This window comes from Actinomadura violacea (assembly GCF_017573465.1).
Lineage (GTDB): Bacteria > Actinomycetota > Actinomycetes > Streptosporangiales > Streptosporangiaceae > Spirillospora > Spirillospora violacea.
In genome coordinates, this window is record NZ_JAGEPF010000010.1 from 247,528 (window position 1) to 272,882 (window position 25,355).

The following is a 25,355-nucleotide window of genomic DNA, read 5'->3' on the forward strand; positions in this document are numbered from 1 at the left end:
GGGCATCGGGAAGGGACTGGTTGGATGGGGGCATGACGTCCCACGACGCGTTGCTTCTGCTGTCCTTCGGGGGGCCGGAGGGGCCCGAGGACGTGATCCCGTTCCTGGAGAACGTCACCCGCGGCCGCAACATCCCGCGCGAGCGGCTGGAGAGGGTGGGGGAGCACTACCACCTGTTCGGCGGGGTCAGCCCGATCAACCGGCTGTGCCGGGAGCTGAAGGCCGCCATCGAGGCCGACTTCGCCGCCCATGACGTGGACCTGCCCGTGTACTGGGGCAACCGGAACTGGACCCCGTACCTCGCCGACACCGTCCGGCGGATGCGCGACGACGGGATCCGGCGCGCGGCGGCGTTCGTCACGTCCGCCTACAGCGGCTACTCCACCAACGACCAGTACCTGCAGGACATCGCGCGCGCACGCGAGGAGGTCCCCGGCGCGCCCGAGATCGTCAAGCTGCCCGTGTACTGCGACCGCCCCGGCTTCCTCGACCCGTTCACGGACGCCGCCAGGGACGCGCTCGGCCGGCTCCCGGACGGGGCGCGGCTGCTGTTCACCGCGCACAGCGTCCCGCTGTCGCAGCCGAACCGCGAGCTGTACGTCGCCGAGCTGGAGGAGGCCGCCCGGACCGTCGCGGACCGCGCCGCGCCCGGCGCCCCGTGGGATCTGGTCTACCAGAGCCGCAGCGGCCCGCCGTCCCAGCCGTGGCTGGAGCCGCAGATCACCGACCACCTGGAGAAGCTCGCCGGCGAGGGCGTCCGCGCGGTGGCGGCCGTGCCCATCGGGTTCGTCTCCGACCACATGGAGGTCAAGTACGACCTCGACGTGGAGGCGGCCGGACGCGCCGCCGAGCTGGGGATCGCGTACGTCCGGGCCGCCACGCCCGGCAGCGACCCGCGTTTCGCCGCCCTGCCGCGCCTGCTGATGGAGGAGACGAAGTGACGCTGCCGGAGGAGCTGCTGGAGCTGGCCGCCGAGACCGCCCGGGAGGCGGGCCGGATGCTGGTCGACAAGCGCCCCGCGGACGGCCCCGACGTGGTGCAGACCAAGTCGTCCCCGACCGACGTCGTCACCCAGATGGACCGCGCCGCCGAGGCGCTGATCATCGAGCGGATCCGGGCCGCCCGCCCGGACGACGCCTTCCTCGGCGAGGAGGGCGGGGAGCAGGGCGGCGGCAGCGGCGTCCGCTGGGTGGTCGACCCGATCGACGGGACCGTCAACTACCTCTACGACCTGCCGGACTGGGCGGTCAGCATCGCCGCCGAGGTCGACGGCGTGGCGGTCGCGGGCGCGGTGGAGATGCCGCGGCGCGGCGAGTCGTACACGGCGGTACGCGGCGGCGGGGCGCTGCTGCACACCGCGTCCGGCACCCGCGAGCTGCGCGTGACGGGGCAGGTGCCGCTCGGGCAGGCCCTGGTGGCGACCGGGTTCGGGTACGACGCCGGACGGCGCGCCGCGCAGGCGCGGGTGCTCACCGGGGTGCTCCCGGCGGTCCGGGACATCCGGCGCGGCGGGTCCTGCTGCGTGGACCTGTGCTCGCTGGCGGCCGGCCGCCTCGACGCCTACTACGAGCGCGGCGTCCAGGCGTGGGACATCGCCGCCGGCGCGCTGATCGTGCAGGAGGCGGGCGGGCGCGTCGAGGGCCTGCACGGCGCCCCGGCGAGCCCGGAGCTGACCATGGCGGCGGGGCCGGGCACGTTCGAGGCCCTGCACGCCCTTCTGGCGCCCCTGGACCCCCTCACGGACTAGCGGGGCGGTCCGGGAACGAGAAGAGCCCGGGACGGCGGTCCCGGGCTCCCTGCGGTGGGCGTCTCAGTCGCAGCGGGGTGGTTCGACGCCGATGTCGTTGTTCGCTGCGATCCGGCGCAGTTCGTTGATCTCCTCCTGGCGGATGTCCGCCAGGTAGGTGTCGCCTTCCGCGTGGGCGCTGCGCAGCGACGCGTACGCGTCGTCGAGCCGCTGCTTGATCGTGCGTGACAACTCGCCCATGGGCCTCCTCCCGGATCGTGCCCATGCCTACCCAGCCGTAGGCTGAAGGTAAACCTGTTCGCCGGTGCAATTTTCGCGGATCCTTGCGGCGCCAGTTAACGCGGCGCGGCCGACGGCACCTTGAACAGGTGTTTACGGGCGTCTTACGACTTCCGTGGCATATCTGGACCACGGGGCGGACCGCGCCCCCACCGGAGGAGGATGCGGAGTGCGTGTTCTAGTCGTCGAGGACGAGCGGGTGCTCGCCGACGCGATCGCGACCGGGCTGCGCCGCGAGGCGCTGGCCGTGGACGTGGCCTACGACGGCGGCGGCGCGCTCGAGCGCGCCGGGGTGAACGAGTACGACGTGATCGTCCTGGACCGCGACCTGCCGCGGGTGCACGGCGACGAGGTGTGCAAGCAGCTCGTCTCGCAGCGCTACCCCGCGCGGATCATCATGCTGACCGCCGCCGGGGAGCTCGACGACCGGGTCGAGGGGCTGTCCATCGGCGCCGACGACTACCTGGCCAAGCCGTTCGCCTTCGCCGAGCTGATCGCCCGGGTGCGGGCGCTCGGCCGGCGCGCCGCGGCGCCGCTGCCGCCCGTCCTGGAGCGCTCCGGGGTCGCGCTCGACCCGGCCCGCCGCGAGGTGACCCGCGACGGCCGCGTCGTCGAGCTGACCCGCAAGGAGTTCGCGGTGCTGGAGGTGCTGCTCAGCGCGGACGGCGCCGTCGTCAGCTCCGAGCAGCTGCTGGAGAAGGCCTGGGACGAGCACATCGACCCGTTCACCAACGTCGTGCGCGTCACGATGATGACGCTGCGCAAGAAGCTCGGCGACCCTCCGGTCATCGAGACCGTGCCCGGAGTGGGATACCGCCTTTGACTTCCGAATCCGCACCGCAGAACGAGCAGAACGAGCAGGGCGAGCAGCAGGCCCAGCAGGCGCCGGACGAGCGGTCCGCGCGCGCCGGCCGGTGGCGGCGGCCCGGCCCGCAGCAGGTCCCGGGGCCCGAGCTGGGCGGCCGGACCGGGTGGCGCGAGGGCGGCGCCTCGTTCGGCGAGCTGAAGAAGCTGCCCGGCCGGATGAGCGTCCGGCTGCGGCTGACCCTGCTGTACGGGCTGCTGTTCTTCATGGCCGGGGCGCTGCTGCTGTTCGTGATGTCGGTGCTGATGGCCAACATCCTCGGCAACGTCAAGGTCATCGGCCTCGGCATCACCGACGCCGAGGCCGCCGAGCTGCAGCACCAGTTCGTCGAGCAGACGATGAAGCAGCTGGTCGGCCGGTCGCTGATGGCGCTCGCCGGGGTCGGGGTGATCACCCTCGTGCTCGGCTGGTTCGTCGCCGACCGGGCGCTCAGCCCGCTGCAGCGGGTCACCACCACGGCCCGCCGGCTGTCGGAGAGCACCCTGCACGAGCGGATCGCGCTGGAGGGCCCCGACGACGAGATCAAGGAGCTGGCCGACACCTTCGACGCGATGCTGGAGCGGCTCGGCCAGGCGTTCGACTCCCAGCGCCGGTTCGTCGCGAACGCCTCGCACGAGCTGCGCACCCCGCTGGCGATCAACCGGACGCTGCTGGAGGTCGCGCTCGGCGACCCGGAGGCCTCCGACGACCTGTGCACCGTCGGCAGGACGCTGCTGGCCACCAACGCCCGGCACGAGCGGCTCATCGAGGGCCTGCTGCTGCTCGCCCGCAGCGAGCGCGAGCTGACCACCCGCAACCCCGTCGACCTCGCCGAGGTCGCCGCGACGGTGCTGGAGCACTCCGCGCGCCGCGAGCACGACAACGACGTGGCCGTGCACCGGGAGCTGACGTCGGGGACGGCGCTCGGCGACCCGGTGCTGCTGGAGCACCTGGTGTCCAACCTCGTCGAGAACGCGATCAAGCACAACGACGCCGACGGCGGCGAGCTGTGGGTCCGCACCGGCATGCTCGACGGCTACGCCACGATCCAGGTCGAGAACACCGGCGCCGTGGTGCCCGCCTACGAGGTCGAGCGGCTGTTCGAGCCGTTCCGGCGGCTGAACGCCGACCGGGTCGAGTCCGCCAAGGGCGCGGGCCTCGGCCTGTCGATCGTCCGCTCGGTGGTGCTGGCGCACCGCGGCGCCGTCTACGCGGTGCCGCGCCCGGGCGGCGGGCTGATCGTCACCGTCCGGCTCCAGCCCGGCTGATCGGGCGGGCCGGCGGGACGCGCCGCGCCGCGGCTACCGCAGCGCGGCCGTCGCGACCGTCGGGTCCCCGTCGTAGTCCGGCTTGAGGCCGACGTACCTGCTGCTGACGAGCGCGCCGCCGCCGTCGTAGACGAGCGGGATCAGCGCCATGTCGTCCAGCGCCGTCTTCTCGGCCCGCTTGTACAGGTCGGTGCGGGCGGCCGGCTGGGACGTGCGGACCGCGGTGGAGATCAGGTTGTCGAAGGTGGAGTTCTTCCACCCGGACAGGTTGTAGTAGTCGTTCTTCGGGGTCCCGACGATCGTGCCGCCGAGCAGCGGCCACAGCATCGTGTAGGGCGCCGGGTAGTCGGCGCCCCAGGCGAACAGGGCCAGCCCGGACGAGTCGTCCGCGACGACGGTGCTGCGGAACTTGGTGATGTCGGGGATCGGCACCACCTTCACGTTGATCCCGAGGTTCGACTTCAGCTGCGCGACGACGGCCTGGGCGGCGGCCTGGTTGCTGCCGACCTGCTGGACGTACAGCTGGACGGTCGACCCCGGCTTCAGGCCGCCCTGCGCGGCGAAGGTCTTCGCCCGGGCCGGGTCGGGCGCGTCGCAGGACGCGCACGTCCCGGGACCGCCGAAACCAGGGATCGAGGACGGGACGATGCCGTGCGCGGGCTTGTGGGCCGGCCCCCACACCTGCGCGAGCTGGGTGCGGTTCAGCGCGTAGGAGACCGCGAGCCGCGCCTCCTTGGACTTCATCGGCCCCCGCGCCGTGATCGGGACGAGCATCCGCGTGAACGGCAGCGTCTTCGTGACGAGCCCGCTCATGCCGCGCGCGGTGGTGAGGTCGGAGCCGCGCAGCGTCGCCCAGCCGGTCTGGCCCGCGGTGAACGCGGCGCGCCCCCGGGTGGTGTCCGGCGAGAGGTCGACCTCGACGCCGTCGAGCTTGGTCCTGCCGAACGCGTACCGGTCGTTGCGGACGAGCATGACGCTCTTGCCCTTGGTGTACGACTGGAGCTTGAACGGCCCGTTGCCGACGGGGTTCATGTTGTAGGCCTGGTTGGCGGACGGTCCCGCCGCGCGGGGCACCGGTGCGAAGACCGGGTCGGCGAGGCGGGCGGGGAAGTCGCAGTTCGGCGAGGTCAGCCGCACGGCCAGCGAGTCCCCGGTCGCCTGCACGCCGGAGAACTCGCTCGCCTTGCCCGACTCGACGTCGGAGTACCCCTCGATGTCGGTCATCAGGACGGGCCCGGCGCCGGTCGCGGTCGCGGCGCTGCGCGCCCAGCCGCGGGCGAACGCCGCCGCGTCCACCGGCTCGCCGTCGCTGAACGTCGTCCCGCTCCGGATGGCGATCTTCCAGTTCGAGCACGCCGGGTCGGGGGTGACGGCGGTGGCGAGCCGGTTCACCGTCGTGCCGTCCGGCCCCGTCTCGGTGAGCCCGGCGAACAGCTGCTTGCCGAGGAACCGCTCGGTGCCGCCGAAGGCGTGCGACGGGTCGATCGCGCCCTGGTCGGTGCCGACGTCCGCCAGCGACACCGTCAGGTTCCCGCCGACCTTTCCCACCGGGGGCTTCGGGTGGGGCCCGCCGCCCCCGTCCAGGTTGACGACGACCACCGTCGCGACGATCGCCAGCGCGGCCGCCGCGGCGCCGCCCGCGCCCGCCAGCACGCCGATCCGCCTGCGCGGCCGGGTGCCGGGCGGCTTGGTCATGTCGATCCCGGGCGCGGGCGGGGCCTGCCGCCCGGACGGCCACGTCGACGGCCCGCCGTAGGCGGCCGGCCCAGCCCACGGTCCGCCCGGCACCTGCGCCCCCGGCACCGGGACGCCCTGCGGCTGCGGCGGCACCTGCGCCGGCGGCGCGGGCGGCTGGTGGAACGGCGCCGGGGGAGACTGCGCGAGCTGCGGATGGGAGCCGAGCGACTGCGGCGTCAGCGGCTGCCGGACGCCCAGCGGGGAGCGCGCCGCGTGCAGCCGCGCCGACTCCGCGGCGGCCGTCTCGGCGCCCTTGCTGAGCATCTCGCCGGCGCCCTCGCCGGCCCCGCCGCCGGGCTTGGGCGGGCTGCCCGCCAGCGTCAGCAGCGTCGCCAGGACCTGCTGCGACGCGGGGCGCAGCGCCGGGTCCTTGCTCAGGCAGTCCGCCACGACGCCGCGCAGCGGCTCGGGCGTCATGCCGAGGTCCGGCGCCATGTTCAGGATGCGGTGCATGACCGCCGGGATCGAGCCCTGCCCGAACGCGGGACGCCCCGTCGCGGCGACCGCCATCGTCGCGCCCCAGGCGAACACGTCGGCCGCCGGGCCGACCGGCGCCCCCGAGATCTGCTCGGGCGCCATGTAGGCGGGCGTCCCGACGGCGGTGCTGGACAGCGTGCCCGTCGCGTCCAGCGCGCGGGCGATGCCGAAGTCGATCACCCGCGGGCCGTCCGCGGCGAGCAGCACGTTCGCCGGCTTGAAGTCGCGGTGCACGATCCCCGCCTGGTGGATGGCCGCGAGCGCGGTCATCGTGCCGATCGCCAGCCGGTCCAGGTCGGCGCCGCGCTGCGGGCCGCCCTCCGCCAGCGCCGCCGACAGCGACGGGCCGTCGATGTACTCGCTGACGATGTAGGGCCGGTCGCCCTCGACGTCGGAGTCCAGGATGCGGGCCGTGCAGAACGGCTCCACCCGCTGCGCCACCGCCACCTCGGCCGCGAACCGCGACCGGGCCTTCGGGTCGGCGCTGAACCGCGCGTGCAGCAGCTTCACCGCGACCCGGTGGCCCGGCTCGTCCTCGGCCAGGTAGACCGCGCCCTGGCCGCCCTCCCCGAGCAGTCCCGTCAGCCGGTAGCCGCCCAGCCGTTCCGGGTCGCCCGGGCGCAGCGGGCGGATGTCGGCCATCTGGATCCTTCGCGGAGGGGGCGGGTGGCGTCGGGCGGCCGGGCCCGGCCGTCCGAGCGCCGGGGCCGGTCGGACACCGGGGTCAGGCGGGCACGGGCCGGGCGGATACGGGTCGGGCGGATACGGGGGTCAGTCGCTCACCGTCCCGTACGCCGACGGGGACGGCGCGGAGCGGGTCTGCCGCCACTCCCACCGCATGCTGCTGCCGCCGGGGTTGACGAACCGGACGTACCCGGCGGCGCAGTCCTTGGTCTGCTGGCCCGCCATCGGCGTCTCCTGGTACTCGACGTAGCTGCTGGTCTCGTCGCCGGTCAGGAGCGTGAGGTTGGTGTAGCAGGTCGGCTGGACGTTGCCGTAGTCGTACTTCGCGGTGCCGTGCGTGTAGACCAGCGCGAACTCCGTCTTGAACGACTGGTGGCCGGACGGGGCCGACGGCTGGTAGCCGCTGCCGTTCCACACGCCGACCAGCCCGCCCCGGGTGCTGCCCGTCGACGTGTCGTCGGGCGACGGCGTGTAGATCGACCGCGTCGGCAGCGGGTCGGGGTTGTCGTCGCTGCCGGAGGCGATGATGACGAACACCACGACCCCGATGACCGCGATCAGCGCGAGCACGCCGCAGCCGATCGCGATGGGCAGGGCCGGCGAGTTGCCCTTGGCGGGCGGCGGCCCGTACGACGGCGGCTGCTGCATCGGCTGCTGCATGGGGGGCCGCTGCCCGATCGGCATGTTCGGCTGCGGGGGCTGCATGCCGCCCTGGTACATCGGCATCGGCGGCGGCGTGATCGGCTGCGGGGGCGGCGTCGCCGGCCCGCCCATGCCGCCGTGCGCGCCGCCGCCCTGCATCCCGGCGCCCTGCATGCCGCCCTGGTGCAGCGGCATCGGCGGCGGGGTGATCGACTGCTGCGGCGGCTGCGGGCGCGGCGCGGGCGGAACCCGCGGCGGCGCCGGCAGCTGCGCGGCGATCCGGGTGCCCTGGTTGAGCAGGTCCTCCTGGCCGGCGGCCGGGTTGGACGGCGCGGCGCCGACGGCGCCGAGCAGGTTCAGCAGCAGCTGCGGCGCGGGCGGCCGCAGCCCCGCGTCCTTGGACAGGCAGCGGGCGACCAGGTCGCGCACCGGGCCGGGCGGCAGCGCCGACAGGTCCGGGTCCTCGTTGAGGATGCGGTTGATGATGACCGGCAGCGTGTCGGCCTCGAACGGCGACTGCCCGGTGGCCGCGAACACCATGGTCGCGCCCCAGGCGAAGATGTCCACCGCGGGCGTCAGCGGCGCGCCGGTCAGCTGCTCGGGCGCCAGGTAGCCGGGCGTGCCGACCACCATGCCGGTCGCGGTGACGGCGCTCTCCTGCGAGTTGACCGTCCGGGCGATGCCGAAGTCCACGACGCGCGGGCCGTCGGAGGCCAGCATGACGTTGTTGGGCTTGAAGTCGCGGTGCACGATCCCGGCCTCGTGGATGGCCGCGAGCGCCGTCACGGTGCCGATCGCCAGCCGCTCCAGCTCGGCCGCGCCGAGCGGGCCGTTGTGCGCGACGACGTCGTGCAGCGACGGGCCGTCGATGAACTCGCTGACGACGTAGGGCTGGTCGCCCTGCACGTCGGCCTCGAGCACCCGCGCCGTGCAGAACGGCTCGACGCGCTGCGCCGCCGACACCTCGCGGGTGAAGCGGGCGCGCGCGGCGGGGTCGTTGGCCATCTGCGCGTGCAGCAGCTTGATCGCCACGTACCCGCCGTCCGGCCCCCGGCCGAGGAAGACCGCGCCCTGCCCTCCGGCGCCGAGCCGGCCGACGACCTCGAACTGACCCAGCGCGCTGGGATCGCCCGGCTCCAGCGGAGCGGCATCCGGCATCTGATCCTCCAGTGACCCGCAGTGATGTCCCGCGACATGGTGTGTCCGGACCCCGTCGGGGGGTCGCGGCCCCCGCCCCGGCCGCGCCGGCGCCGGCGAACCCGGCCCCCGACCTCAGGCGGGCACGATATCGCGTTAGTTCAGACGTTTCACCGAAGCGTCTGGTTCAGCGGTCCACCAGCCGGTTCGAGCCGTCCCGCGCGCCGCGGGCCGGTCGGCGCGCGCAACGCTCCCGGGGCGGGTATGATCCCCGCCGCCGCGGGAACCCCCGGCAGGCGCCACCGGCCCTTCGGGAGCATGCCGGAGCGTCGGCCGGGCGTGTGAGGGACGACACAACGCGAGGATGGGAAACGGGTGATAGGCGTCACTCGTGGGAACGGTCGCGCCTCGTGTGTCACAGCTCACCAACCGTGACAGAATTTCCCGCCCGGATCGGGCACAAGAACGGTCCCCCGAGCGTTAGTTCCGCGCGACGGGGCGCATAAAGCACTGAGGGGGATGGAGATAGAAGATGGCGACCGACTACGACAGCCCACGCAAGACAGACGACGACCTGAGCGAGGACAGCCTCCAGGAGCTCCAGGCCCGGCGCGCCGACAAGGCCGCCAGCATCATCGACGAGGACCTGGACGCCGGTGAGGTCGCCGAGCTGCCCGGCGCGGACCTGTCCAACGAGGAACTGACCTTCCGGGTGGTCCCCCGGCAGGCCGACGAGTTCACCTGCACGCGCTGCTTCCTGGTGCACCACCGCAGCCAGCTGGCCACCGAGAAGAACGGCCAGCCGGTCTGCCGCGAGTGCGCCGCCTGACACGTCCGGGGGACAGGCCCTTCGGAGAGGCACCACCGGGAGCGGCATGACGGGAGAACTCGAACGACGGCACGACGACGTGGAGCCGGCGCGCGGCGACGGCTCCACCGAGCTCGGCGAGCTGATCGGCAGGCTCGCTGGCGACGAGGAGATGGACCGCGAGACCCGCGGGCGGCTGCTCGGCCGGCTGGCCCGGCTGCTCGGGCAGGGCGCCCGGCGGGCCGGCGCCGCCGGGGTCGCGCGCGGCCGCCTGCTGGCCGACCTGCTGGTGGAGGCGGCCCCGCACATCCCGATCCGTGATCTGGAGACGCTGAGCCGCCACCACCACGGCCTCGTCGGCGAGGACCTCGCCGACAACCTGGTCAGGGTGGCGGGCAACGCCACCACCGCCGTCGGCGCGGCGGGCGGCGCGCTCGCCGCGGTGGAGTTCGCCGCTCCGCCGCTGCTGCTGACCGCCCCCGCCCAGATCGCCGCCGAGACCCTCGTGGTCGCGGCGATCGAGGTGAAGCTGATCGCGGAGCTGCACGAGGTGTACGGGATCAGCGTGCAGGGCAGCGGGAGCGCGCGCGGTGCGGCGTTCGTCACCTCCTGGGCGCGCCAGCGCGGCGTCAACCCGCTGGAGGGCGGGACGTTCACCAGCGCGCTCGGCTCGGCGGCCAAGGCGACGCTGCGCAAGCGGATGATGCGCACGTTCGGCCGCCACCTGACGACGATGGGGCCGCTGCTGACCGGCGCGGCCGCGGGCGCCGCGCTGAACCGGGCCGCCACGAAGGCGCTGGCCGGGAAGATCCGCCAGGATCTGCGCGCGTCGGCGGGCCTCCCGCCGCCGCTGCCGCGCGGCAAGCCCCGCTAGCCCCTCGCAGGCCGTGCCGCCGGCGGCGGTCGATCCGCGTCCCCCTCGCGGAGCCGGACCGACGCGCGCCCACGGCGGCGCGGGCACGTCGGGCGGCGCCCCGCCCGTCCGCGACAAAAGCCCCTCAGCGAGAAAGGCCCCTCAGCGAGAACGCGTCGTGGCCGGCCCCGGTTCGTCCGGGGCCGGCCACGACGCGTTCACGCCTCGGGCGCGGACGCCCTGGTCAGGCGTCCACTTTGAGGTGGGAGGGCAGCTCGCCGGTCCCCTTGGCCCACTGGTGGGCGGCGGCGCGGGTGGCGAGCAGCCGCGCGATCTCCATGCCGACGCCCATCACCACGGCCCAGCCGATCGCCTCCGACAGTGCCACGTCCGGCGACTCGGGGTTGGTCGGCGGCTCCTTGCCGGTCGTCTTCTTCCAGACGAGCGTGATCGCCTTCTTCGCGACGAAGCCGCCCGCGAAGGCCGCGGCGCCGGCCATCACCCGATAGCCGATGTCGCCTTTGTCCGCCATCATCGTCCTCCAGTCGTCCTGTCGCCTCCGACGCTACCGGAACGCCCCGCTCCGGGCGGGTAAGGCCGCGGCGTCGGCGCGGGCAAGTGGCATGCGGGCGGGGCGAAGGTCAATACCATTGGCCCATGACAGAGCAGCCGCGTACGCCGAACGTCCCTTCCAAGCCCTCCCTGGACGGCCTGGAGGACAAGTGGGTACGCGCCTGGGAGGACTCCGGCGTCCACCGCTTCGACCGCACCCGGCCGCGCGCCGAGGTCTACTCGATCGACACCCCGCCGCCCACCGTGAGCGGCTCCCTGCACGTCGGCCACGTCTTCTCCTACACCCACACCGACACCGTCGCCCGGTTCCACCGCATGCGCGGTCGCGCGGTCTTCTACCCGATGGGCTGGGACGATAACGGCCTGCCCACCGAGCGCCGGGTGCAGAACCACTTCGGCGTGCGGTGCGAGCCGTCGCTGCCCTACGACCCCGAGTTCGAGCCGCCGGCCAAGCCCGACCCGAAGCGCCAGGTCCCGGTGTCGCGGCGCAACTTCATCGAGCTGTGCGAGCGGCTCACCGAGGTCGACGAGAAGGCGTTCGAGGAGATGTGGCGCCGCGTCGGCCTGTCGGTCGACTGGAACCACCTGTACTCCACCATCGGCGAGGCGTCCCGGACGGCGTCGCAGCGCGCGTTCCTGCGGAACCTGGCGCGCGGCGAGGCGTACGTGTCGGAGGCGCCGACGCTGTGGGACGTGACGTTCCGGACGGCCGTCGCGCAGGCCGAGCTGGAGGACCGCGAGCAGCCGGGCGCGTTCCACCGGATCCGGTTCCACGGGGACGAGCGGCCCGTCTACATCGAGACGACGCGCCCCGAGCTGCTGCCGGCGTGCGTGGCGCTGGTCGCGCACCCCGACGACGAGCGGTACCAGGAGCTGTTCGGGACGATGGTCCGCACGCCGCTGTTCGGCGTCGAGGTCCCGGTGCTCGGGCACCGGCTCGCCGAGCCCGACAAGGGGTCGGGCATCGCGATGATCTGCACGTTCGGCGACGTCACGGACGTCACCTGGTGGCGGGAGCTGAACCTGCCGACCCGCGCAGTGATCGGCTGGGACGGCCGGCTGTCGGCCGAGCCGCCGTCGGGCGTCCCGGCGGGGCCGTACGCGGAGCTGGCGGGCAAGACGGTGTTCTCCGCCAAGGAGCGCGTGGTGGAGATGCTGCGCGAGTCCGGCGACCTGGACGGCGAGCCGCGCAAGATCAGCCGTCCGGTGAAGTTCTACGAGAAGGGCAACAAGCCGCTCGAGATCGTCACGACGCGGCAGTGGTACATCCGCAACGGCGGGCGCGACGCCGCGACCCGCGCGGAGCTGCTGGCGCGCGGCGCCGAGCTGAACTGGCATCCGCCGTACATGAAGGCCCGGTACGAGAACTGGGTGGAGGGGCTGAACGGCGACTGGCTGATCTCCCGGCAGCGGTTCTTCGGCGTGCCGATCCCGGTCTGGTACCGGCTGGACGCGTCGGGCGAGCCGGTCCACGGCGAGCCGATCGTGCCGGCGGAGGACGCGCTGCCGGTCGACCCGTCCTCGGACGTCCCGCCGGGCTTCACCGAGGATCAGCGGGGCGTGCCGGGCGGGTTCGCCGGCGACCCGGACGTGATGGACACCTGGGCGACGTCGTCGCTGACGCCGCAGATCGCGGGCGGCTGGGAGCGCGACGCCGACCTGTTCTCCCGGGTGTTCCCCTACGACCTGCGGCCGCAGGGGCACGACATCATCCGGACGTGGCTGTTCTCGACGGCCGTCCGGTCGCATCTGGAGCACGGGTCACTGCCGTGGACGGACACGGCGCTGTCGGGCTGGATCCTCGACCCGGACCGCAAGAAGATGTCGAAGTCCAAGGGGAACGCGGTCACCCCGATCGACCTGCTGCGCGAGTACGGGTCGGACGCCGTGCGGTACTGGGCGGCGAGCGGCCGGCCGGGCACCGACACCGCGTTCGACACCGGGCAGATCAAGGTGGGCCGGCGGCTCGCCATCAAGATCCTCAACGCGTCGAAGTTCGTGCTGGGGCTGGGCGAGGCGGAGCGGGACGCGGCGGTGACCGAGCCGCTGGACCGGGCGATGCTGGCCGCGCTGGCCGCTGTCGTGGCGGACGCGACGGAGGCGTTCGAGGGCTACGACTACACGCGGGCGCTGGAGCGCACGGAGCGGTTCTTCTGGGAGTTCTGCGACGACTACCTGGAGCTGGTCAAGACCCGCGCGTACGGGGACGGCCCGCAGGCGCAGTCGGCGCGCGCGGCGCTGCAGTCGGCGCTGTCGGTGCTGCTGCGGCTGTTCGCGCCGGTGCTGCCGTTCGTGACCGAGGAGGTCTGGTCGTGGTGGCGGAAGGGCTCGGTGCACGCCGCGCCGTGGCCGCTGCCGGCCGAGCTGCCCGCGGGCGGCGACCCGGCGGTGCTCGCGGCGACGGGTGAGGCGCTGCGGCAGGTCCGCAAGGCCAAGTCGGAGGCGAAGGCGTCGATGCGCGCGGACGTGTCGCGGGCGGTGGTGCGCGGCGCGGAGGCGGGCCGGGTCGCCCGGCCGGACCTGGCCGCCGCGGGCCGGATCGCGGAGCTGACGCTGGAGAGCGCGCCCGCGGACCTGACGGTGGACGTGACGCTGGCGCCCGCCGGCTGAGCCGCGGCCGGGCCCGGTGCGGTACCGGGCCCGGCGGTCCCGCTCTTGACTTCCGTCCGGCGCGGTCACCATATTAGATTCCAAGTCTAATTAGGTGGTGGCGATGGACGTGTTGCCGCGCGGCGGGGCCGCCGTGAAGAGCGTGAAGAGCAGGCGCGTGAAGGCGGACGGGGTACGGCTCGCCGTCCGCGAACGGGGCCCGCGGACGGCCCCCGTGGTCGTGCTCGTGCACGGCTACCCCGACAGCCAGGCGGTCTGGGAGCCGGTCGCGGACCTGCTCGCCGAGGACTTCCACGTCGTCGCCTACGACGTGCGCGGCGCCGGCGGCTCGTCCCGGCCGCGCCGCACCCGCGCCTACGCGATGGAGAACCTGGCCGCCGACCTGGCCGCGGTGGTCGACGCCGTGTCGCCCGGGCGCCCCGTCCACCTGGTCGGCCACGACTGGGGGTCGGTGCAGGGCTGGGGCGCGGTCACCGGCGGCGCCGCCGAAGGGCGCGTCGCCTCGTTCACCTCGATCTCCGGGCCGTGCATCGAGCACTTCGGGCAGTGGGTGCGCGACCGGCTGCGCCGCCCGACGCCCCGGCACGTCCTGCAGCTCGCCGGGCAGTTCGCGCGGTCCTGGTACCTGATGTTCGGCGCGATCCCCGGCGTCCCGCAGCTCGCCTGGCGGCTCGGCGGCGCGCGCCTGTTCCCCGTCGTGATCGAGCGGATGGAGGGCATCGAGGGCTGGCACGCCGACACGTTCCGCAAGGACGCGCTGTACGGGATGAAGCTGTACCGCGCCAACGCCGTCCGCTTCCTGCGCCCCGGAGCCATGGCGACGACGCACGTCCCGGTGCAGGTCATCGCGCCGACGCGGGACGCGTTCGTCTCGCCGCACCAGTCCGCGGACCTCGCCCGCTACGTCGACCGGCTCTGGCGGCGGGAGATCCCGGCCGGCCACTGGGGCGCCGTCCGCAAGGACCCGGCGACGACCGCCGCGTGGATCGCCGAGTTCGTCCGGCACATCGAGGGCGGTCCGGAGACGGCGGGGCTGCGGGACGCGCAGCTGCCCGTGCAGGGCGAGGTCGTGGCGGCGGGGGAGTGACGGCATGAGCGAGATCGACGAGCGGCACCCCGCCATCACCCCGCGCCGGGTGAGGTTCGACTGGGCCGACACGCCGCTGCACTGGATCCCGGACGAGCCGGTCGCCACCCACTTCATCAACGTCCTGCACCTGCTGCTGCCCGCCGGCGAACGCTGGTTCGTGCACGTCTACAAGCAGACGCTGCCGCTGGTGGAGGACGACGAGCGCCTCTACCGCGAGGTCAAGGGCTTCATGGGGCAGGAGGCGGTGCACGCCTACTCCCACCAGGGCGTCCTCGACCGGCAGATGCTCGCGCAGGGTCTCGACCCGCGCCCGCTCACCGCCCGGATCGAGTGGATGTTCAAGCGGATCCTCGGCGACCGCTGCCCGGTGCCGTTCGTCCCGCGCCGCCGCTGGCTGGTGTTCCGGATCGGGATCATCGCCGCGATCGAGCACTACACGGCCGCGCTCGGCCAGTGGATCCTGGACGCCCGCGCGCTGGACGACGCCGGCGCCGACCCCACGATGATGGACCTGCTGCGCTGGCACGGCGCCGAGGAGGTCGAGCACCGGTCCGTCGCGTTCGACGTGTACCAGCACGTCGCCGGGCGGTACTGGCTGCGGTTCATCGCGTTCTTCATCGGCGTGCTTGCGATGCCGCTGATGGTGTACGCGGGAGCGGTGTACCTGTGCCGCGCCGACCCGGCGCTGAAGGGCGTCCGGCCGCGGATCCGCGACTACCGGCGCGCGGTGCGGCGCGGGCTGTTCCCGAGCAACCGGTTCATGGTCGCCGCCGCGCGCGCCTACCTGCGGCGCGACTACCATCCGTCCGCCGAATGCTCGACGCGGCGCGCGCTCGACTACCTGGCGGTCTCCCCGGCGGCGCGGGCCGCGGGCTACCCGGCCCGGCCGGGGACGTGAGCCGCGGCGGGTCCGGACGGCGTACATCCGCGCCGCGCCGGCCGGGCCCGCCGCACCTTCCGCGTCCCGGAGGTCAGACCGCGCAGGGCAGGTGCTTGATCCCGTTGATGAAGCTGGAGAACAGCCGGTCCGGCTCCGCGGTCGCCCGGATCTGCGGGACGCGGGTGAACAGCTCCCGGTACATGACGGTGATCTCGCGGCGGGCGAGGTTCGCGCCGAGGCAGAAGTGCGGGCCGGGGCCGCCGAACCCGACGTGCGGGTTCGGCGAGCGGGTGATGTCGAACGCGTCGGGGTTCTCGAAGACGGCCTCGTCCCGGTTGGCGGAGTTGTAGAAGAGCAGGACCTTGTCGCCCGCCTTGTACTCGTGGCCGTTCATCTCGTGGTCGCGGGTCAGCGTCCGGCGGAACTGGATGACCGGCGTCGCCATCCGGACGATCTCCTCGACCGCGCCCGGGATGTGCGCGTCGAAGTCCTCCAGCAGCAGGGCGCGCTGCTCGGGGTTGTCGGTGAGCAGCTTCAGCCCGTGCGACATCGCGTTGCGGGTCGTCTCGTTGCCCGCGACGACGAGCAGGATGAAGAACGAGCCGATCTCCTGGTCGGTCAGCGACTCGCCGTCCACGTTCGCCGCGATCAGCGCCGACACCAGGTCGTCGCCGGGGTTCCGGCGGCGCTGCCGGGCCAGCTTCATCGCCAGGTGGTTCAGCTCGTACCCCGCGGCGAGCACCTTCAGCAGCCCGTACAGCGCGCCCATCCGGGTGATGCCGTCGCGGGCGTAGTTCTTGCCGCCCATGTACTCGGGGTCGCCGAGGCCCAGGATGAGGTTCGTCCGGTCGTACACCATCGGGCGGACGTGCTCGGGGATCCCCATCATGTCGCAGATGACCTGGAGGGGGAGCCGGGCCGCGACGTCGGTGACGAAGTCGGCCGAGCCCTTGGCGAGCAGGTCGTCGACGATCCGGGTCGCGCTGCGCTGGAGGTCGGCCTCCGTCTTCTCCAGGATGCGGGGGGTGAACGCCCGCGACACGATCCGGCGGATCTTGGCGTGCCGCGGGTCGTCCATGTTGATCATCGAGCCGAAGTAGCGGGCCAGGAAGCGCGGCAGGTCGGCGATGCTGTTGGAGCACGGCTCGCTGCTGAAGACCTGCGGCGTCCGGCTGGCCTCGACCACGTCGGCGTGCCGGGTCAGCGCGTAGTAGCCCGCGCCCGCCTTGACGAACGGGAGCTTCAGCTCCGGGAAGAACTCCGGATGGTCGAGCTCCCGGAGCCGGGCGAAGGCCGCCGTCCGCCGGGCCGGGGGCAGCGCCCAGAACTCCAGCGAGGACAGGTTGCCGTCGATCTCGTCCCGAGTCGCGGTCGTCACACCCGCTCACCGCCTTCGGCGTCAGATCCAGAATCTCGTTCGGTTTCTATCGAACCGGCGTCCAATGGCGCCGTCAAGGCGAACCCGGCGATTCGGCCCGGCGATTCAGCCGGCCGGCGCGACGATCCGCTTGTGGAGCACGGCGCGCTCGACGGCCGTCCACGTGCCCGACACCAGCAGGTACAGGCCGGCGGCCAGCGGCGCGAACGCCGCGAACACCACCGTCCCGAACGGCGCGACCCGGGCCAGCACGCCCGCCGCTCCGGCCGGCGCCGTCCGCGCGGCCCGCCGCGACGACCACACGGCCAGCGCCGCGAGCAGCGCGAGCAGGCCGAGGAACACCAGCGACGGCGGCGCGAACAGCCCGCCGCCGAGCAGCCCGATCCAGTTCTGCCCCAGCGGCGCGCCCAGCAACGTGTGCGCGAGCAGGGCGTTCTGGTGCCCCGCGACCGTCGCCGACCGGAACAGCCGGTACATCACCATGAAGAACGGCACCTGCGCGAACATCGGCAGGCATCCGGACAGCGGCGTCGCGCCCTCCGCCTCGTAGAGCGCCGCGGTCTCGCGCTGGAGCCGCTGCGGGTTCTTCTTGTGCCTGCTCTGCAGGGCCTGGACCTTCGGTAGCAGGCGCGCCCGCGTCCGCTCGCCCTTGGCGGCCGACACCGCCAGCGGCAGCATCGCCAGCCGGACGAGGAGCGTGAACACGATGATCGCGGCGGTGGCCGACGCCGGGCCGGCGACCGGGCCGATGCCGTCCGTCAGCGCCCTGACCAGGGCGTACGCAAGCGAAACGGGAACGTCGAACAGGGACATGAGAGCCTTCCGGTAGGAGGGAGATCGATGGCGTGCCGGCCGCGCTCAGGCGGCCGCGATCTCCGCTCCCGGTGCCCGCGGACGGGGTCGTCCCGCCGCGTCCGGATCGCGCTGCGGCAGGAAGGCGGTCCGCAGCGTCCGCTCCCGCAGGGTCGTCCGCACCCGCGCCAGCGCGGCCCGATGGCCGCGCCGCGCCGTGCCCAGCCGCACCGCGGCGAGGACGACGAGTCCCGCGACGGTGACCGTCGCCAGCGCCAGCAGCACCGGCTGCCCCGGCACGGTCCCGGTCCACTCGGTCCCGGCCCACTCGGCCGCGGCGAGCACGCGCAGCAGCGCGGCGACCACCAGCGACCAGAACATGAACGGACCTTCCCGACGATGCGGACGTCCGTAGTGTCCCATTCCTCCGGCCGCCGCGCCAACGGACGGGCGGGTCCCGGCCCCGAAACGGGTAGGGTCGCGCGCGGAGCCGGACGCGAGGGCGTTTCACGCGCGGCCCGCCGCCCCCGGTCCCGGTATTGTCATCTGGCTTCTCGGCGGGACCGCCGGAAGGCTCCCGAGCGCGAGGTGGACCCGTTGGGCAAGGTCGATGTGCTGATCAAGCGGCTCGATCCCGAGCTGCCCCTGCCGCAGTACGCGCACGCGGGCGACGCCGGCGCCGACCTCGTCGCCGCCGAGGACGTCGAGCTGGCGCCCGGGGAGCGCGCCGTCGTCCCCACCGGCATGGCGATCGCGCTGCCCGACGGCTACGCCGCTTTCATTCACCCCAGGTCCGGTTTGGGCGCTAGGTTGGGGGTGACCATAGTCAACGCACCCGGTACGGTCGACGCCGGCTATCGGGGTGAGATCAGGGTGACCCTGCTGAACACCGACCGCCGCGCCACCGTGCGGCTGCGGCGCGGCGACCGCATCGCGCAGATGGTCGTGCAGCGGGTGGAGCAGGCTGTGTTCCACGAGGTCGCCGAGCTTCCCGGATCGGCCCGCGGAACCGGCGGGTTCGGCTCCACCGGCGGGTTCGACGGGCCGGGGGCTCCCGGGCATGGGTGACACTGGTAACGAGCACAGTCGAGAAGGAGCGTGAGTCGTGGCTTTTGGACGTCGCCGGCAGGCCGACGAGCCCGAGAAGGGTCCCGAGGCGACCGAGGAACCGGCGGAGGCCGTTGACGAGGACGCCGAGGAGGCCCCCGCCCAGGCGGACGGCGCCGAGGGCGGCCCCTGGGACTCCGAGGACTCCTTCCCCGAGATGCAGCGGCTGGACTTCGGCTCGATGCAGGTCCCGATCGCGCCGGGGCTCGGCTTCCAGGTGAACTTCGAGGCGACCCAGGTGGACGAGGAGGGCAACCCCCTCGACGGCCGGCCCGTCGCGGTGCTCGTCCAGTACGAGGAGAGCGCCATGCAGCTGCAGGTGTTCGCCGCGCCCAAGCGCAGCGGCATCTGGGAGGACGTGCGCCGCGAGACCGCCAAGGACATCCAGGAGGAGGCGCAGGGCCAGACCCAGGAGGGCGAGGGGCCGTTCGGTCCCGAGCTGCTGGCGATGATCCCCGCCGCGCTGACCGAGGAGGTCCTCGCGGAGATGCCCGCCGAGGTCCGCGAGCAGATCCCGGACGAGTTCGTCGAGCAGGGCTGGGCGCCGCAGATCATCCGCTTCCTCGGCGTCGACGGCCCCCGCTGGTTCCTGCAGGCCGTGGTGCAGGGCGCCGCGATCGAGGACGAGGAGCAGTGGCAGGTCCTCGAGGACGTGCTGCGCGGCGTCGTGGTCGTGCGCGGCGACGCGCCGATGCCGCCCCGCGACCTGCTCGAGCTGCAGATCCCCAAGGAGTTCAGCGAGGCCGGGGAGGACGGCGAGGAGCAGGGCGGCGAGGAGACCTTCAACCCGTTCGACCGCGGCCCCGAGATCACCGAGGTCCGCTGACCGGACCCCGGGCCCGCCCGGAGCCGACCGGACCTGCAGGCCCGCCGGGCCGTGCGCCGCTTTTCGGACGCACGGCCCGGCGGGTTTCTGCGTTCGCGCCGGTGCCCGGACCCTTGCGCGCGGCGCCCGCCGGGTGGTCAATCGGGGCATGTCGAAGCGAACGCGGAAGCGCCGGGCCCGCAAGCGCGGGAAGCACAACAAGGGCAAGCGGCCCAACGCCCGGCACTGAGGCGGCCGTTCAGGCCCCGGCCGTCCCGGTCACGCCCCGATCATCTCGAAGGGCATGGCGTGCTCGACGCCGACGGCCCGGCCGGTCGGCTCGACGATCCCGGTGAGGAACGCGGCGGCGTCGAAGTCCGCGCCGAGGTTGCCGAAGTACACCTCGTGCGCCAGCAGCGAGCCGACGCCGTCCTGCAGGTGGCCGGTCACGTCCACGTAGTGCGCGGCCTGCGGCGACCCGCCGAACAGCGCGAACCGCACGCCCTGCCACGGCTCCAGCCCGAGGTCGCGGAACACCCAGCGGTTCGCCGCGTCCCTGATCGCGTCGGCGACCGCGAGGCCCAGCACCCGGTGGTCGGCCATGTTGAACCCGCCGCCGGGGAAGGTCTCCCGGAAGTTCACCGACAGCACCACCTCCGGCCGGTGCCGCCGGATCGCCGCCGCGAGGAGCCGCCGCAGCGGCAGCCCGTACTCCAGCACGCCGTCCTGCAGATCGAGGAACTCGACGTCCTTCACGCCGACCCGGCGGGCCGCCTCGATCTGCTCCAGGGTGCGGACGCGGCGCACCTCGTCGGGGTCCATGCCGTCGATCCCCGCCTCGCCGCGGGTCGCGAGCACCTGCGTCACGCTCTTGCCCTGGGACGTCCACTTCGCGACCGCGGTCGAGCCGCCGTACTCCAGGTCGTCGGGATGGGCGACGATCGCGAGCGCCCTGTCCCAGTCCTCCGGTACCGGTTCCATGCGTCCATCCTGGCGGACCGGCGGCCGGCGCCGAAGCTCCTAAGATCGCGGCCATGACATCGGTGCCGGAATCCGTCCGCCTCGCGGGCCTCCTCGACGCCGGACTCCCGCCCGGCGCCCCCGCCGCACCGCCCGCGCTGGACGGGCCGGCGGAGGCGGCGCTCGCACTGGCCCGCCTCCACCTGCACGGACACGCCCGGTCCTGGCCGGACTGGCGGTCCGCCGGACTGCCCGCCGCCGTCCGCACCGCGTGGCTGGCCGCCGAGATCGCCGCGGGACGCGCGAACGTCGGCGACGGACCGGCGGGCGAACCGGCGGGTGAGCCGCTCTACCAGGCGGTGCGCGCCGTCCGCGCGGCCGACGCGGACGACCCCGAGTCGCTGGTGCGCGACCTCGCGAGGCGGCCGGACGCGGTCCTGCGCGGCGAGGCCGTCCGGATCGCCCGGGAGGCCCTGCATACGGCCCTGCTGCCGCCCCGCACCGTCCGGGAGGTCATCGCGGGGCTCGCCGCCGGCGTCCCCGAGGCGCTGCGCGAGCTGGCCGAGCCGTGGGCGGTGCTCGACCCGCTGCCGCACGAGCGGGTGCGCCGCCTCCTCGGCGCCGGACCGGACGCCGCCGCGATCGAGGTCGCGGCCCGGCACGGGCACCGCGACCTGCTCCGCGACGTGGCCGCCGACCCGTCGAAGGCCCCGGCGTCGCGGCGGCGGGCGCTCGAACTGCTCGGCGACCTCGCCGGCCGCGACGACGTCGGCGACCTGCTCGCCGTCGCCGCCCAGGACCCGCCGCTGCTCGCCGCGCCGGCCGCCGCGTGCCTGCGCGGCCTGCACCGGCGCGGCCACTTCCCCGCCGCCCGCCACGTCCCCGCGATCATCGAGCTCGCCCTCGCCGATCAGGACGTTCCCGCCGGGGAGATCGCGGCGGTGCTGTTCTCCCTCCGGCACGAGGCGCTGCGGGAACTCGCCGAGCCGGGCCCCGGCGGGGCGGACGGCGGTTCGTGGCCCCGCCGGCTCGACCTGCTCGTCGCGCTCGACGCGCAGGGCGCCCCCGGGCTCGACGTCTCCGGTGCCGTCGCCCGCCTCGCCCGCGACGCCGCCGACCCGCGGCCGTTCCTGCGCGCGCTCCGCGACCTGCGCGACCCGGCGGCGGAGGAGACCGTCCTCGCGCTGCTGCCGGACGCGCCCCGCGAGGCCCTCGACGCGCTCGAAGCCGTCGGCAGCCCGCGCACCGCTGACGCCCTCTGGACCGGCCTCGGCCTCGACGGCGGCGACGCCGCCCCGCACCTGACGCCGTTCCGGCGCCGCGCGCTGGAGATCCTCTGGCACCTCGACCGCGCGCCCGGCCGGCGCCGGACGCTGCTCGACCGGCTCGACCCCCTCGACCTGCCGCGCCGCATCGCCGACGACCTCGGCGGCCCCGACCCACGCGAACTGGCGGTCCTGCGGGCCGCCCACGACCCCGCCGACCCGGCCGCGGCGCTCGCCCGGCTCGCCCGCAACGGCGACGCCACCAGCCTGCCCGCCGTCGCCGACCTGCTGCTGCGCGTCGTGTCCGGCCTGGCCGCGGCGTGGACGCCCGGTGGGCCGGGCCCCGACCCGGCCGTGCCCGGCGACGTCCTGGACGCGGTCCGCGACCTCGGCGGACGGCTGCACCGGCGTGGCGCCGTCCGGCCCCGCTGCCTGCTGGACGCCGCGGACCCGTCGGCCGCCGGGGACGCCCTGCTCGCGAGCACGGTCCTGGACCTGCTCGACCGGCCCGGGCTCGTCCCCGCCGAGCAGGCGGTCCTGCTCGGCGTGCTGCGCGACGCCCCGTACCGGCGGACCAGGGCGCGCGTCCACCCGTGGCTGAGGCACCGCGACGAGCACGTCCGCGGCCGTGCCGCCGCGCTCTTCACCACCGACGCCGAGGGCGCCCGGGTGCTGTCGGCGAGCCTGATCCCGCTGACCGCGGCGGACCACGCGCCGACCGTCCGGCAGGCGCTGCGCGCCCTGGCCGAGGCGCGCGCGGCCTGGGCGGCTCCGGCGGTCGCCGCCTGCCTCGACCATCCGGAGATGAGCGTCAAGAAGACCGCCGCGGCGGCCCTCGCGGCGGCGGGCGCGCCGGCGGCCGTCCCGAAGATGCTGTTCTGGCTGGGGCGCCACGACAACCCCGGCCTGCGCGAGGATCTCGTCAAAGCGCTCCGCGCGGTTCTCGGCGACGCGTCGGCCGCCGTCGTCCTCGCGGAAGCGGAGCAGGCCGCCGACGATCGCACCCGCGTACTGCTCCGCGCCGCGCTGCCCGCGCTCGCTCCGTCGCGGTGCGGCGCGGCTCTCGGCCGACTGCCCGAGAGCGTCGGCGCTTCGGAGGTAGAGCGCGCTGCCGCTGATGTCCGGAGCCTCGCGGAGCACGGCTGGGACATCGAGACCGCCCGCCGCGTCCTTGATGCGCGGGCGCACGGCACGGGGGCCCCCGCTTCGCTGCGTCCACTGCTGCCCCGCTGGCTCGACCTCGCCGCATCGGACCCGCGCGCGCTGCACCTCGCCGCGGACCTCTGCAGCCCGCCGTGGACGCCGCTGGAGCTGGAGATCTTCGCAGGGTCCGCCGCGCTCCTCGTCGAGGCCCTGGTCTCAGATGGCGACGGCGGCGCGCGACGGCGACGGCTCCTGGAACTGGTGAAGGAGGCGGCGCCTCGGCTCGGGGCGGGGGAGAGGTTCCAGCTCACCGAGCGGGTGCGGGCACTGCCGCCGAGCACGGTGTCGATCACCGTGCTGGGGCTGTGCGGTGCGGTCGTGACGCGCGACGACCTCGAACGCGCGCTGGCCGCCGCACGGGATGTCCCCGATCGGGCGGTGGACGAAGAGGCCGTCCTGCGCGAGGCGTTCGCGCAGGACAGGCTGGAGCACGCGACCGCCGCGCACGAGGCGATCAGGGAGGCGGTCCGCGAGCCGGGCGAGCTGCGGCGCCTCCGCGCCGGACTGCGAGGCCCGTCACGGGACGTCCTGGACGCGCTGATCAGCGCCTTCCCGGACGCCCCCGCCGATGCGCGCCCCCTCCTGCTCGACTGGATGGAGGCGGTGCAGCCGCTCGGCGCCCCGCCCTGGACGCTCGCGGAGGACCGGGAGGAGCCCGAGGCGAGGACGCCGCGGGCCGGCGACCTCGACCAGCCGCCGTCCGTGGCGCAGCGGCGCCGCCTGATGGCGATGCTGGACGCCGGTCCGGCCGCCCGGCGTGCTGCGGCGGCCCGCGCGCTGCTCGCCCGGCCCGAGCCGGCGGGCAGGGCCGCCGTCCTCCGCGCCTACCTGGAAGGACGCGCCGGGCTGACGGCCACCCGGGAACTGGCGCACGTCCTCCTGGAGGCGCCGGAGCCCGCCGAGACGTTCGAAGCGGCCGGTGATGAGCGGTTCGTCCGGCTGGCCGGTCATCTCTACGGCGCGGAAATCGACCGGTTCGTCCCCGTGCTGGTGGCGCGCTGGGAGCGGGGCGACGGCGAGGCCCGCCGCGTCCTGCGGCAGGCGTCCGGGGACACGGTCGCCGGCGTGATCGCCGAGCGGCTGGCGGACGGCGCGTGGGGCCTGCTCGACCTGATCGCCGGCCGGAAGGTCGTCCGCACGGCGGCCCTCGACCGGGCGCTCCGGCGCCTGCGCGACGAGGGGCGAGACGACCTGGCGGCCCGGCTCGTCCTGGTCGACGCCCCGCTGCGCGCGCCCGGCGCCGCCGGCCGCGACGCGGCGGCCCTGGCGGCGATGCGCGAGCACAAGCCGCCCGCGGTGGGCGGGCCGTCGCGCGCGGTGCTGTTCCGGCAGGCGCGGGACGGCGGCGCGAAGGAGGCGCGCCGCGCGCTCGCGCTCCTCGCCGACCGCCGCGAGGAGGGCCTGGACGAGCTGCTCGCCGAGCTGATCGGGCACCGCGAGACGAAGGTGCGGCTGCACGCGCACCGGGTGTCGCGGCGGGTGCTGGGGCGCGCGGCGTACCTGGACCAGACCGTGCGGCTGCTCGGCGACCCCGAGCCCGACGTCGTCCGCTCGGCGGTCAGGACGCTGAGCCACGCCGCCTGGGCGCCCGCGATCCCGGGGCTGGTGGGCCTGCTCGCCCATCCGCGGGCGCAGGTCAGGCAGGCCGCGGCGGACGGGCTCGTCCGGTTCGGCGCGGCGGCGGTCCCGGCGCTGCGGCACGCGGCCGGGCGGGCCCGGCCCGACCACCGGTCCCGGTACACCGCCCCGTTGGCCAGGATCAACGGCTCCGGGCATGATGGACAAGAGGCGGCAAAGGAGGACGATCAGGCTTGAACATCTTCATGGGCGTCATGCTGATCGCCGCGGGGACGCTCATCGTGGTGGTCGGCAGGCGGACCGCCGACGGCCGCATCCCGCGCAACCAGTTCGCCGGGATCCGCACCAAGCGGAGCATGGCCGACGACGCGTCGTGGCTGACCGTGCACCGGGCCGCCCGCCCCTGGATGACCGCCTCCGGCGCCGTGCTGGCGCTCGCGGGGGCGGTCGCCCTCGCCGTCCCCTCCGAGCTCGCGGGATCGCTGTCGGCGGGGATCGGCGCGATCATCACCGCGCTCCTGGCGCTGCGCGGCACCGCCGCCGGGCACGCCGCGCTGCGCAGCCGGTAGCGCCGGAGGGAGCGCCGGCCGAAGGTGGGGTTTTGCCTACCCCGATCGGCGTGCTGGGCCCATCCTCCG

Annotated in this window: 21 protein-coding genes; 13 read left to right on the top strand and 8 right to left on the bottom strand. The window is 74.6% G+C overall.

All coding sequences use genetic code 11. The features are described 5' to 3' along the window. Positions 1 to 32 precede the first annotated feature (32 nt). On the top strand, positions 33 to 941 hold the full coding sequence (locus tag J4709_RS17790) for a ferrochelatase (protein ID WP_208242103.1): 909 nt from the start codon (positions 33 to 35) through the stop codon (positions 939 to 941). Further along, entirely contained in the window at positions 938 to 1,747 is an 810-nt protein-coding gene (locus tag J4709_RS17795; RefSeq protein WP_208242105.1) for an inositol monophosphatase family protein, read from the top strand. Before J4709_RS17790 ends, J4709_RS17795 begins: the two co-directional genes overlap by 4 nt. 63 nt (positions 1,748 to 1,810) lie before the next feature. Here J4709_RS17795 and J4709_RS17800 read toward each other — a convergent pair whose 3' ends face one another. Continuing rightward, positions 1,811 to 1,987, bottom strand: a complete 177-nt coding sequence (locus J4709_RS17800; RefSeq protein ID WP_173095336.1) for a hypothetical protein — start codon at positions 1,985 to 1,987, stop codon at positions 1,811 to 1,813. A 208-nt stretch (positions 1,988 to 2,195) separates the two neighbouring features. Here J4709_RS17800 and J4709_RS17805 point away from each other — a divergent pair, with 208 nt between their 5' ends. Both J4709_RS17805 and J4709_RS17810 read left to right on the top strand, forming a co-directional pair. Next, a complete protein-coding gene (locus J4709_RS17805) occupies positions 2,196 to 2,849 on the top strand; it encodes a response regulator transcription factor (protein ID WP_208242107.1) in 654 nt (217 codons plus the stop codon). After that, entirely contained in the window at positions 2,846 to 4,138 is a 1,293-nt protein-coding gene (locus tag J4709_RS17810) for a sensor histidine kinase (RefSeq protein ID WP_232383632.1), read from the top strand. Before J4709_RS17805 ends, J4709_RS17810 begins: the two co-directional genes overlap by 4 nt. A 33-nt stretch (positions 4,139 to 4,171) precedes the next feature. Here the strand turns inward: J4709_RS17810 and J4709_RS17815 are convergent, their stop codons facing one another. After that, complete coding sequence (locus tag J4709_RS17815; protein ID WP_208242109.1) at positions 4,172 to 6,994, bottom strand: ABC transporter substrate-binding protein; 2,823 nt, start codon at positions 6,992 to 6,994, stop codon at positions 4,172 to 4,174. 129 nt (positions 6,995 to 7,123) lie between these two features. After that, the gene (locus tag J4709_RS17820) at positions 7,124 to 8,836 is read right to left on the bottom strand and encodes a serine/threonine-protein kinase (RefSeq protein WP_208242111.1); all 1,713 of its coding nucleotides are present in this window, start codon (positions 8,834 to 8,836) and stop codon (positions 7,124 to 7,126) included. 511 nt (positions 8,837 to 9,347) lie between these two features. On the opposite strand from J4709_RS17820, the gene J4709_RS17825 reads away from it, so the two are divergent. Both J4709_RS17825 and J4709_RS17830 read left to right on the top strand, forming a co-directional pair. Further along, a complete protein-coding gene (locus tag J4709_RS17825; RefSeq protein WP_117404125.1) occupies positions 9,348 to 9,644 on the top strand; it encodes a DUF4193 domain-containing protein in 297 nt (98 codons plus the stop codon). A 46-nt stretch (positions 9,645 to 9,690) separates the two neighbouring features. Continuing rightward, positions 9,691 to 10,497, top strand: coding sequence for a hypothetical protein (locus J4709_RS17830; RefSeq protein ID WP_232383633.1), 807 nt, complete (start codon positions 9,691 to 9,693; stop codon positions 10,495 to 10,497). A gap of 223 nt (positions 10,498 to 10,720) precedes the next feature. Here the strand turns inward: J4709_RS17830 and J4709_RS17835 are convergent, their stop codons facing one another. Further along, on the bottom strand, positions 10,721 to 11,008 hold the full coding sequence (locus J4709_RS17835) for a DUF4235 domain-containing protein (RefSeq protein WP_208242258.1): 288 nt from the start codon (positions 11,006 to 11,008) through the stop codon (positions 10,721 to 10,723). A 125-nt stretch (positions 11,009 to 11,133) separates the two neighbouring features. On the opposite strand from J4709_RS17835, the gene valS reads away from it, so the two are divergent. The 3 genes from valS (at position 11,134) to J4709_RS17850 (ending at position 15,647) form a co-directional block, all read left to right on the top strand. Then, positions 11,134 to 13,659 carry a valine--tRNA ligase gene (gene valS / locus J4709_RS17840; RefSeq protein ID WP_208242113.1) on the top strand — a complete coding sequence of 842 codons (2,526 nt, stop codon included), beginning with the start codon at positions 11,134 to 11,136 and terminating at the stop codon, positions 13,657 to 13,659. Positions 13,660 to 13,762: 103 nt separating this feature from the next. Next, entirely contained in the window at positions 13,763 to 14,746 is a 984-nt protein-coding gene (locus tag J4709_RS17845) for an alpha/beta fold hydrolase (protein WP_232383634.1), read from the top strand. 4 nt (positions 14,747 to 14,750) lie between these two features. Continuing rightward, positions 14,751 to 15,647 (top strand): metal-dependent hydrolase, encoded by an 897-nt coding sequence (locus tag J4709_RS17850; RefSeq protein ID WP_208242115.1) that lies wholly within the window; start codon positions 14,751 to 14,753, stop codon positions 15,645 to 15,647. Positions 15,648 to 15,720: 73 nt separating this feature from the next. Here J4709_RS17850 and J4709_RS17855 read toward each other — a convergent pair whose 3' ends face one another. The 3 genes from J4709_RS17855 to J4709_RS17865 all read right to left on the bottom strand — a co-directional run bounded on the left by J4709_RS17855 (position 15,721) and on the right by J4709_RS17865 (position 18,180). Continuing rightward, complete coding sequence (locus tag J4709_RS17855) at positions 15,721 to 17,007, bottom strand: cytochrome P450 (protein ID WP_208242117.1); 1,287 nt, start codon at positions 17,005 to 17,007, stop codon at positions 15,721 to 15,723. Between the two features lie 105 nt (positions 17,008 to 17,112). Further along, entirely contained in the window at positions 17,113 to 17,820 is a 708-nt protein-coding gene (locus J4709_RS17860; RefSeq protein ID WP_208242119.1) for a YidC/Oxa1 family membrane protein insertase, read from the bottom strand. Positions 17,821 to 17,865: 45 nt separating this feature from the next. Further along, on the bottom strand, positions 17,866 to 18,180 hold the full coding sequence (locus J4709_RS17865; protein ID WP_208242275.1) for a DUF6412 domain-containing protein: 315 nt from the start codon (positions 18,178 to 18,180) through the stop codon (positions 17,866 to 17,868). 216 nt (positions 18,181 to 18,396) lie between these two features. Between J4709_RS17865 and dut the strand changes: the two genes are divergently transcribed. Both dut and J4709_RS17875 read left to right on the top strand, forming a co-directional pair. After that, positions 18,397 to 18,867, top strand: coding sequence for a dUTP diphosphatase (dut, locus tag J4709_RS17870; RefSeq protein WP_232383635.1), 471 nt, complete (start codon positions 18,397 to 18,399; stop codon positions 18,865 to 18,867). A 37-nt stretch (positions 18,868 to 18,904) separates the two neighbouring features. Then, positions 18,905 to 19,732 (top strand): DUF3710 domain-containing protein, encoded by an 828-nt coding sequence (locus J4709_RS17875; protein ID WP_208242122.1) that lies wholly within the window; start codon positions 18,905 to 18,907, stop codon positions 19,730 to 19,732. A 258-nt stretch (positions 19,733 to 19,990) separates the two neighbouring features. Here the strand turns inward: J4709_RS17875 and J4709_RS17880 are convergent, their stop codons facing one another. Beyond that, the gene (locus tag J4709_RS17880; RefSeq protein WP_208242124.1) at positions 19,991 to 20,692 is read right to left on the bottom strand and encodes a PIG-L deacetylase family protein; all 702 of its coding nucleotides are present in this window, start codon (positions 20,690 to 20,692) and stop codon (positions 19,991 to 19,993) included. A gap of 53 nt (positions 20,693 to 20,745) precedes the next feature. Here J4709_RS17880 and J4709_RS17885 point away from each other — a divergent pair, with 53 nt between their 5' ends. Further along, positions 20,746 to 24,954: a HEAT repeat domain-containing protein gene (locus J4709_RS17885; protein ID WP_208242125.1), complete on the top strand. Its 4,209-nt coding sequence runs from the start codon at positions 20,746 to 20,748 to the stop codon at positions 24,952 to 24,954. Further along, on the top strand, positions 24,951 to 25,286 hold the full coding sequence (locus J4709_RS17890; protein WP_208242135.1) for an SdpI family protein: 336 nt from the start codon (positions 24,951 to 24,953) through the stop codon (positions 25,284 to 25,286). Before J4709_RS17885 ends, J4709_RS17890 begins: the two co-directional genes overlap by 4 nt. The last annotated feature ends 69 nt before the right edge of the window (positions 25,287 to 25,355 follow it).

Bases quoted from the DNA above. Each gene is read 5' to 3' on its own strand.
- J4709_RS17790 (WP_208242103.1), top strand. From the start codon at position 33: ATGACGTCCCACGACGCGTTGCTTCTGCTGTCCTTCGGGGGGCCGGAG.
- J4709_RS17800 (WP_173095336.1), bottom strand. From the start codon at position 1,987: ATGGGCGAGTTGTCACGCACGATCAAGCAGCGGCTCGACGACGCGTAC.
- J4709_RS17815 (WP_208242109.1), bottom strand. From the start codon at position 6,994: ATGGCCGACATCCGCCCGCTGCGCCCGGGCGACCCGGAACGGCTGGGC.
- J4709_RS17820 (WP_208242111.1), bottom strand. From the start codon at position 8,836: ATGCCGGATGCCGCTCCGCTGGAGCCGGGCGATCCCAGCGCGCTGGGT.
- J4709_RS17825 (WP_117404125.1), top strand. From the start codon at position 9,348: ATGGCGACCGACTACGACAGCCCACGCAAGACAGACGACGACCTGAGC.
- J4709_RS17830 (WP_232383633.1), top strand. From the start codon at position 9,691: ATGACGGGAGAACTCGAACGACGGCACGACGACGTGGAGCCGGCGCGC.
- J4709_RS17835 (WP_208242258.1), bottom strand. From the start codon at position 11,008: ATGGCGGACAAAGGCGACATCGGCTATCGGGTGATGGCCGGCGCCGCG.
- valS (WP_208242113.1), top strand. From the start codon at position 11,134: ATGACAGAGCAGCCGCGTACGCCGAACGTCCCTTCCAAGCCCTCCCTG.
- J4709_RS17845 (WP_232383634.1), top strand. From the start codon at position 13,763: ATGGACGTGTTGCCGCGCGGCGGGGCCGCCGTGAAGAGCGTGAAGAGC.
- J4709_RS17850 (WP_208242115.1), top strand. From the start codon at position 14,751: ATGAGCGAGATCGACGAGCGGCACCCCGCCATCACCCCGCGCCGGGTG.
- J4709_RS17860 (WP_208242119.1), bottom strand. From the start codon at position 17,820: ATGTCCCTGTTCGACGTTCCCGTTTCGCTTGCGTACGCCCTGGTCAGG.
- J4709_RS17865 (WP_208242275.1), bottom strand. From the start codon at position 18,180: ATGTTCTGGTCGCTGGTGGTCGCCGCGCTGCTGCGCGTGCTCGCCGCG.
- J4709_RS17880 (WP_208242124.1), bottom strand. From the start codon at position 20,692: ATGGAACCGGTACCGGAGGACTGGGACAGGGCGCTCGCGATCGTCGCC.
- J4709_RS17885 (WP_208242125.1), top strand. From the start codon at position 20,746: ATGACATCGGTGCCGGAATCCGTCCGCCTCGCGGGCCTCCTCGACGCC.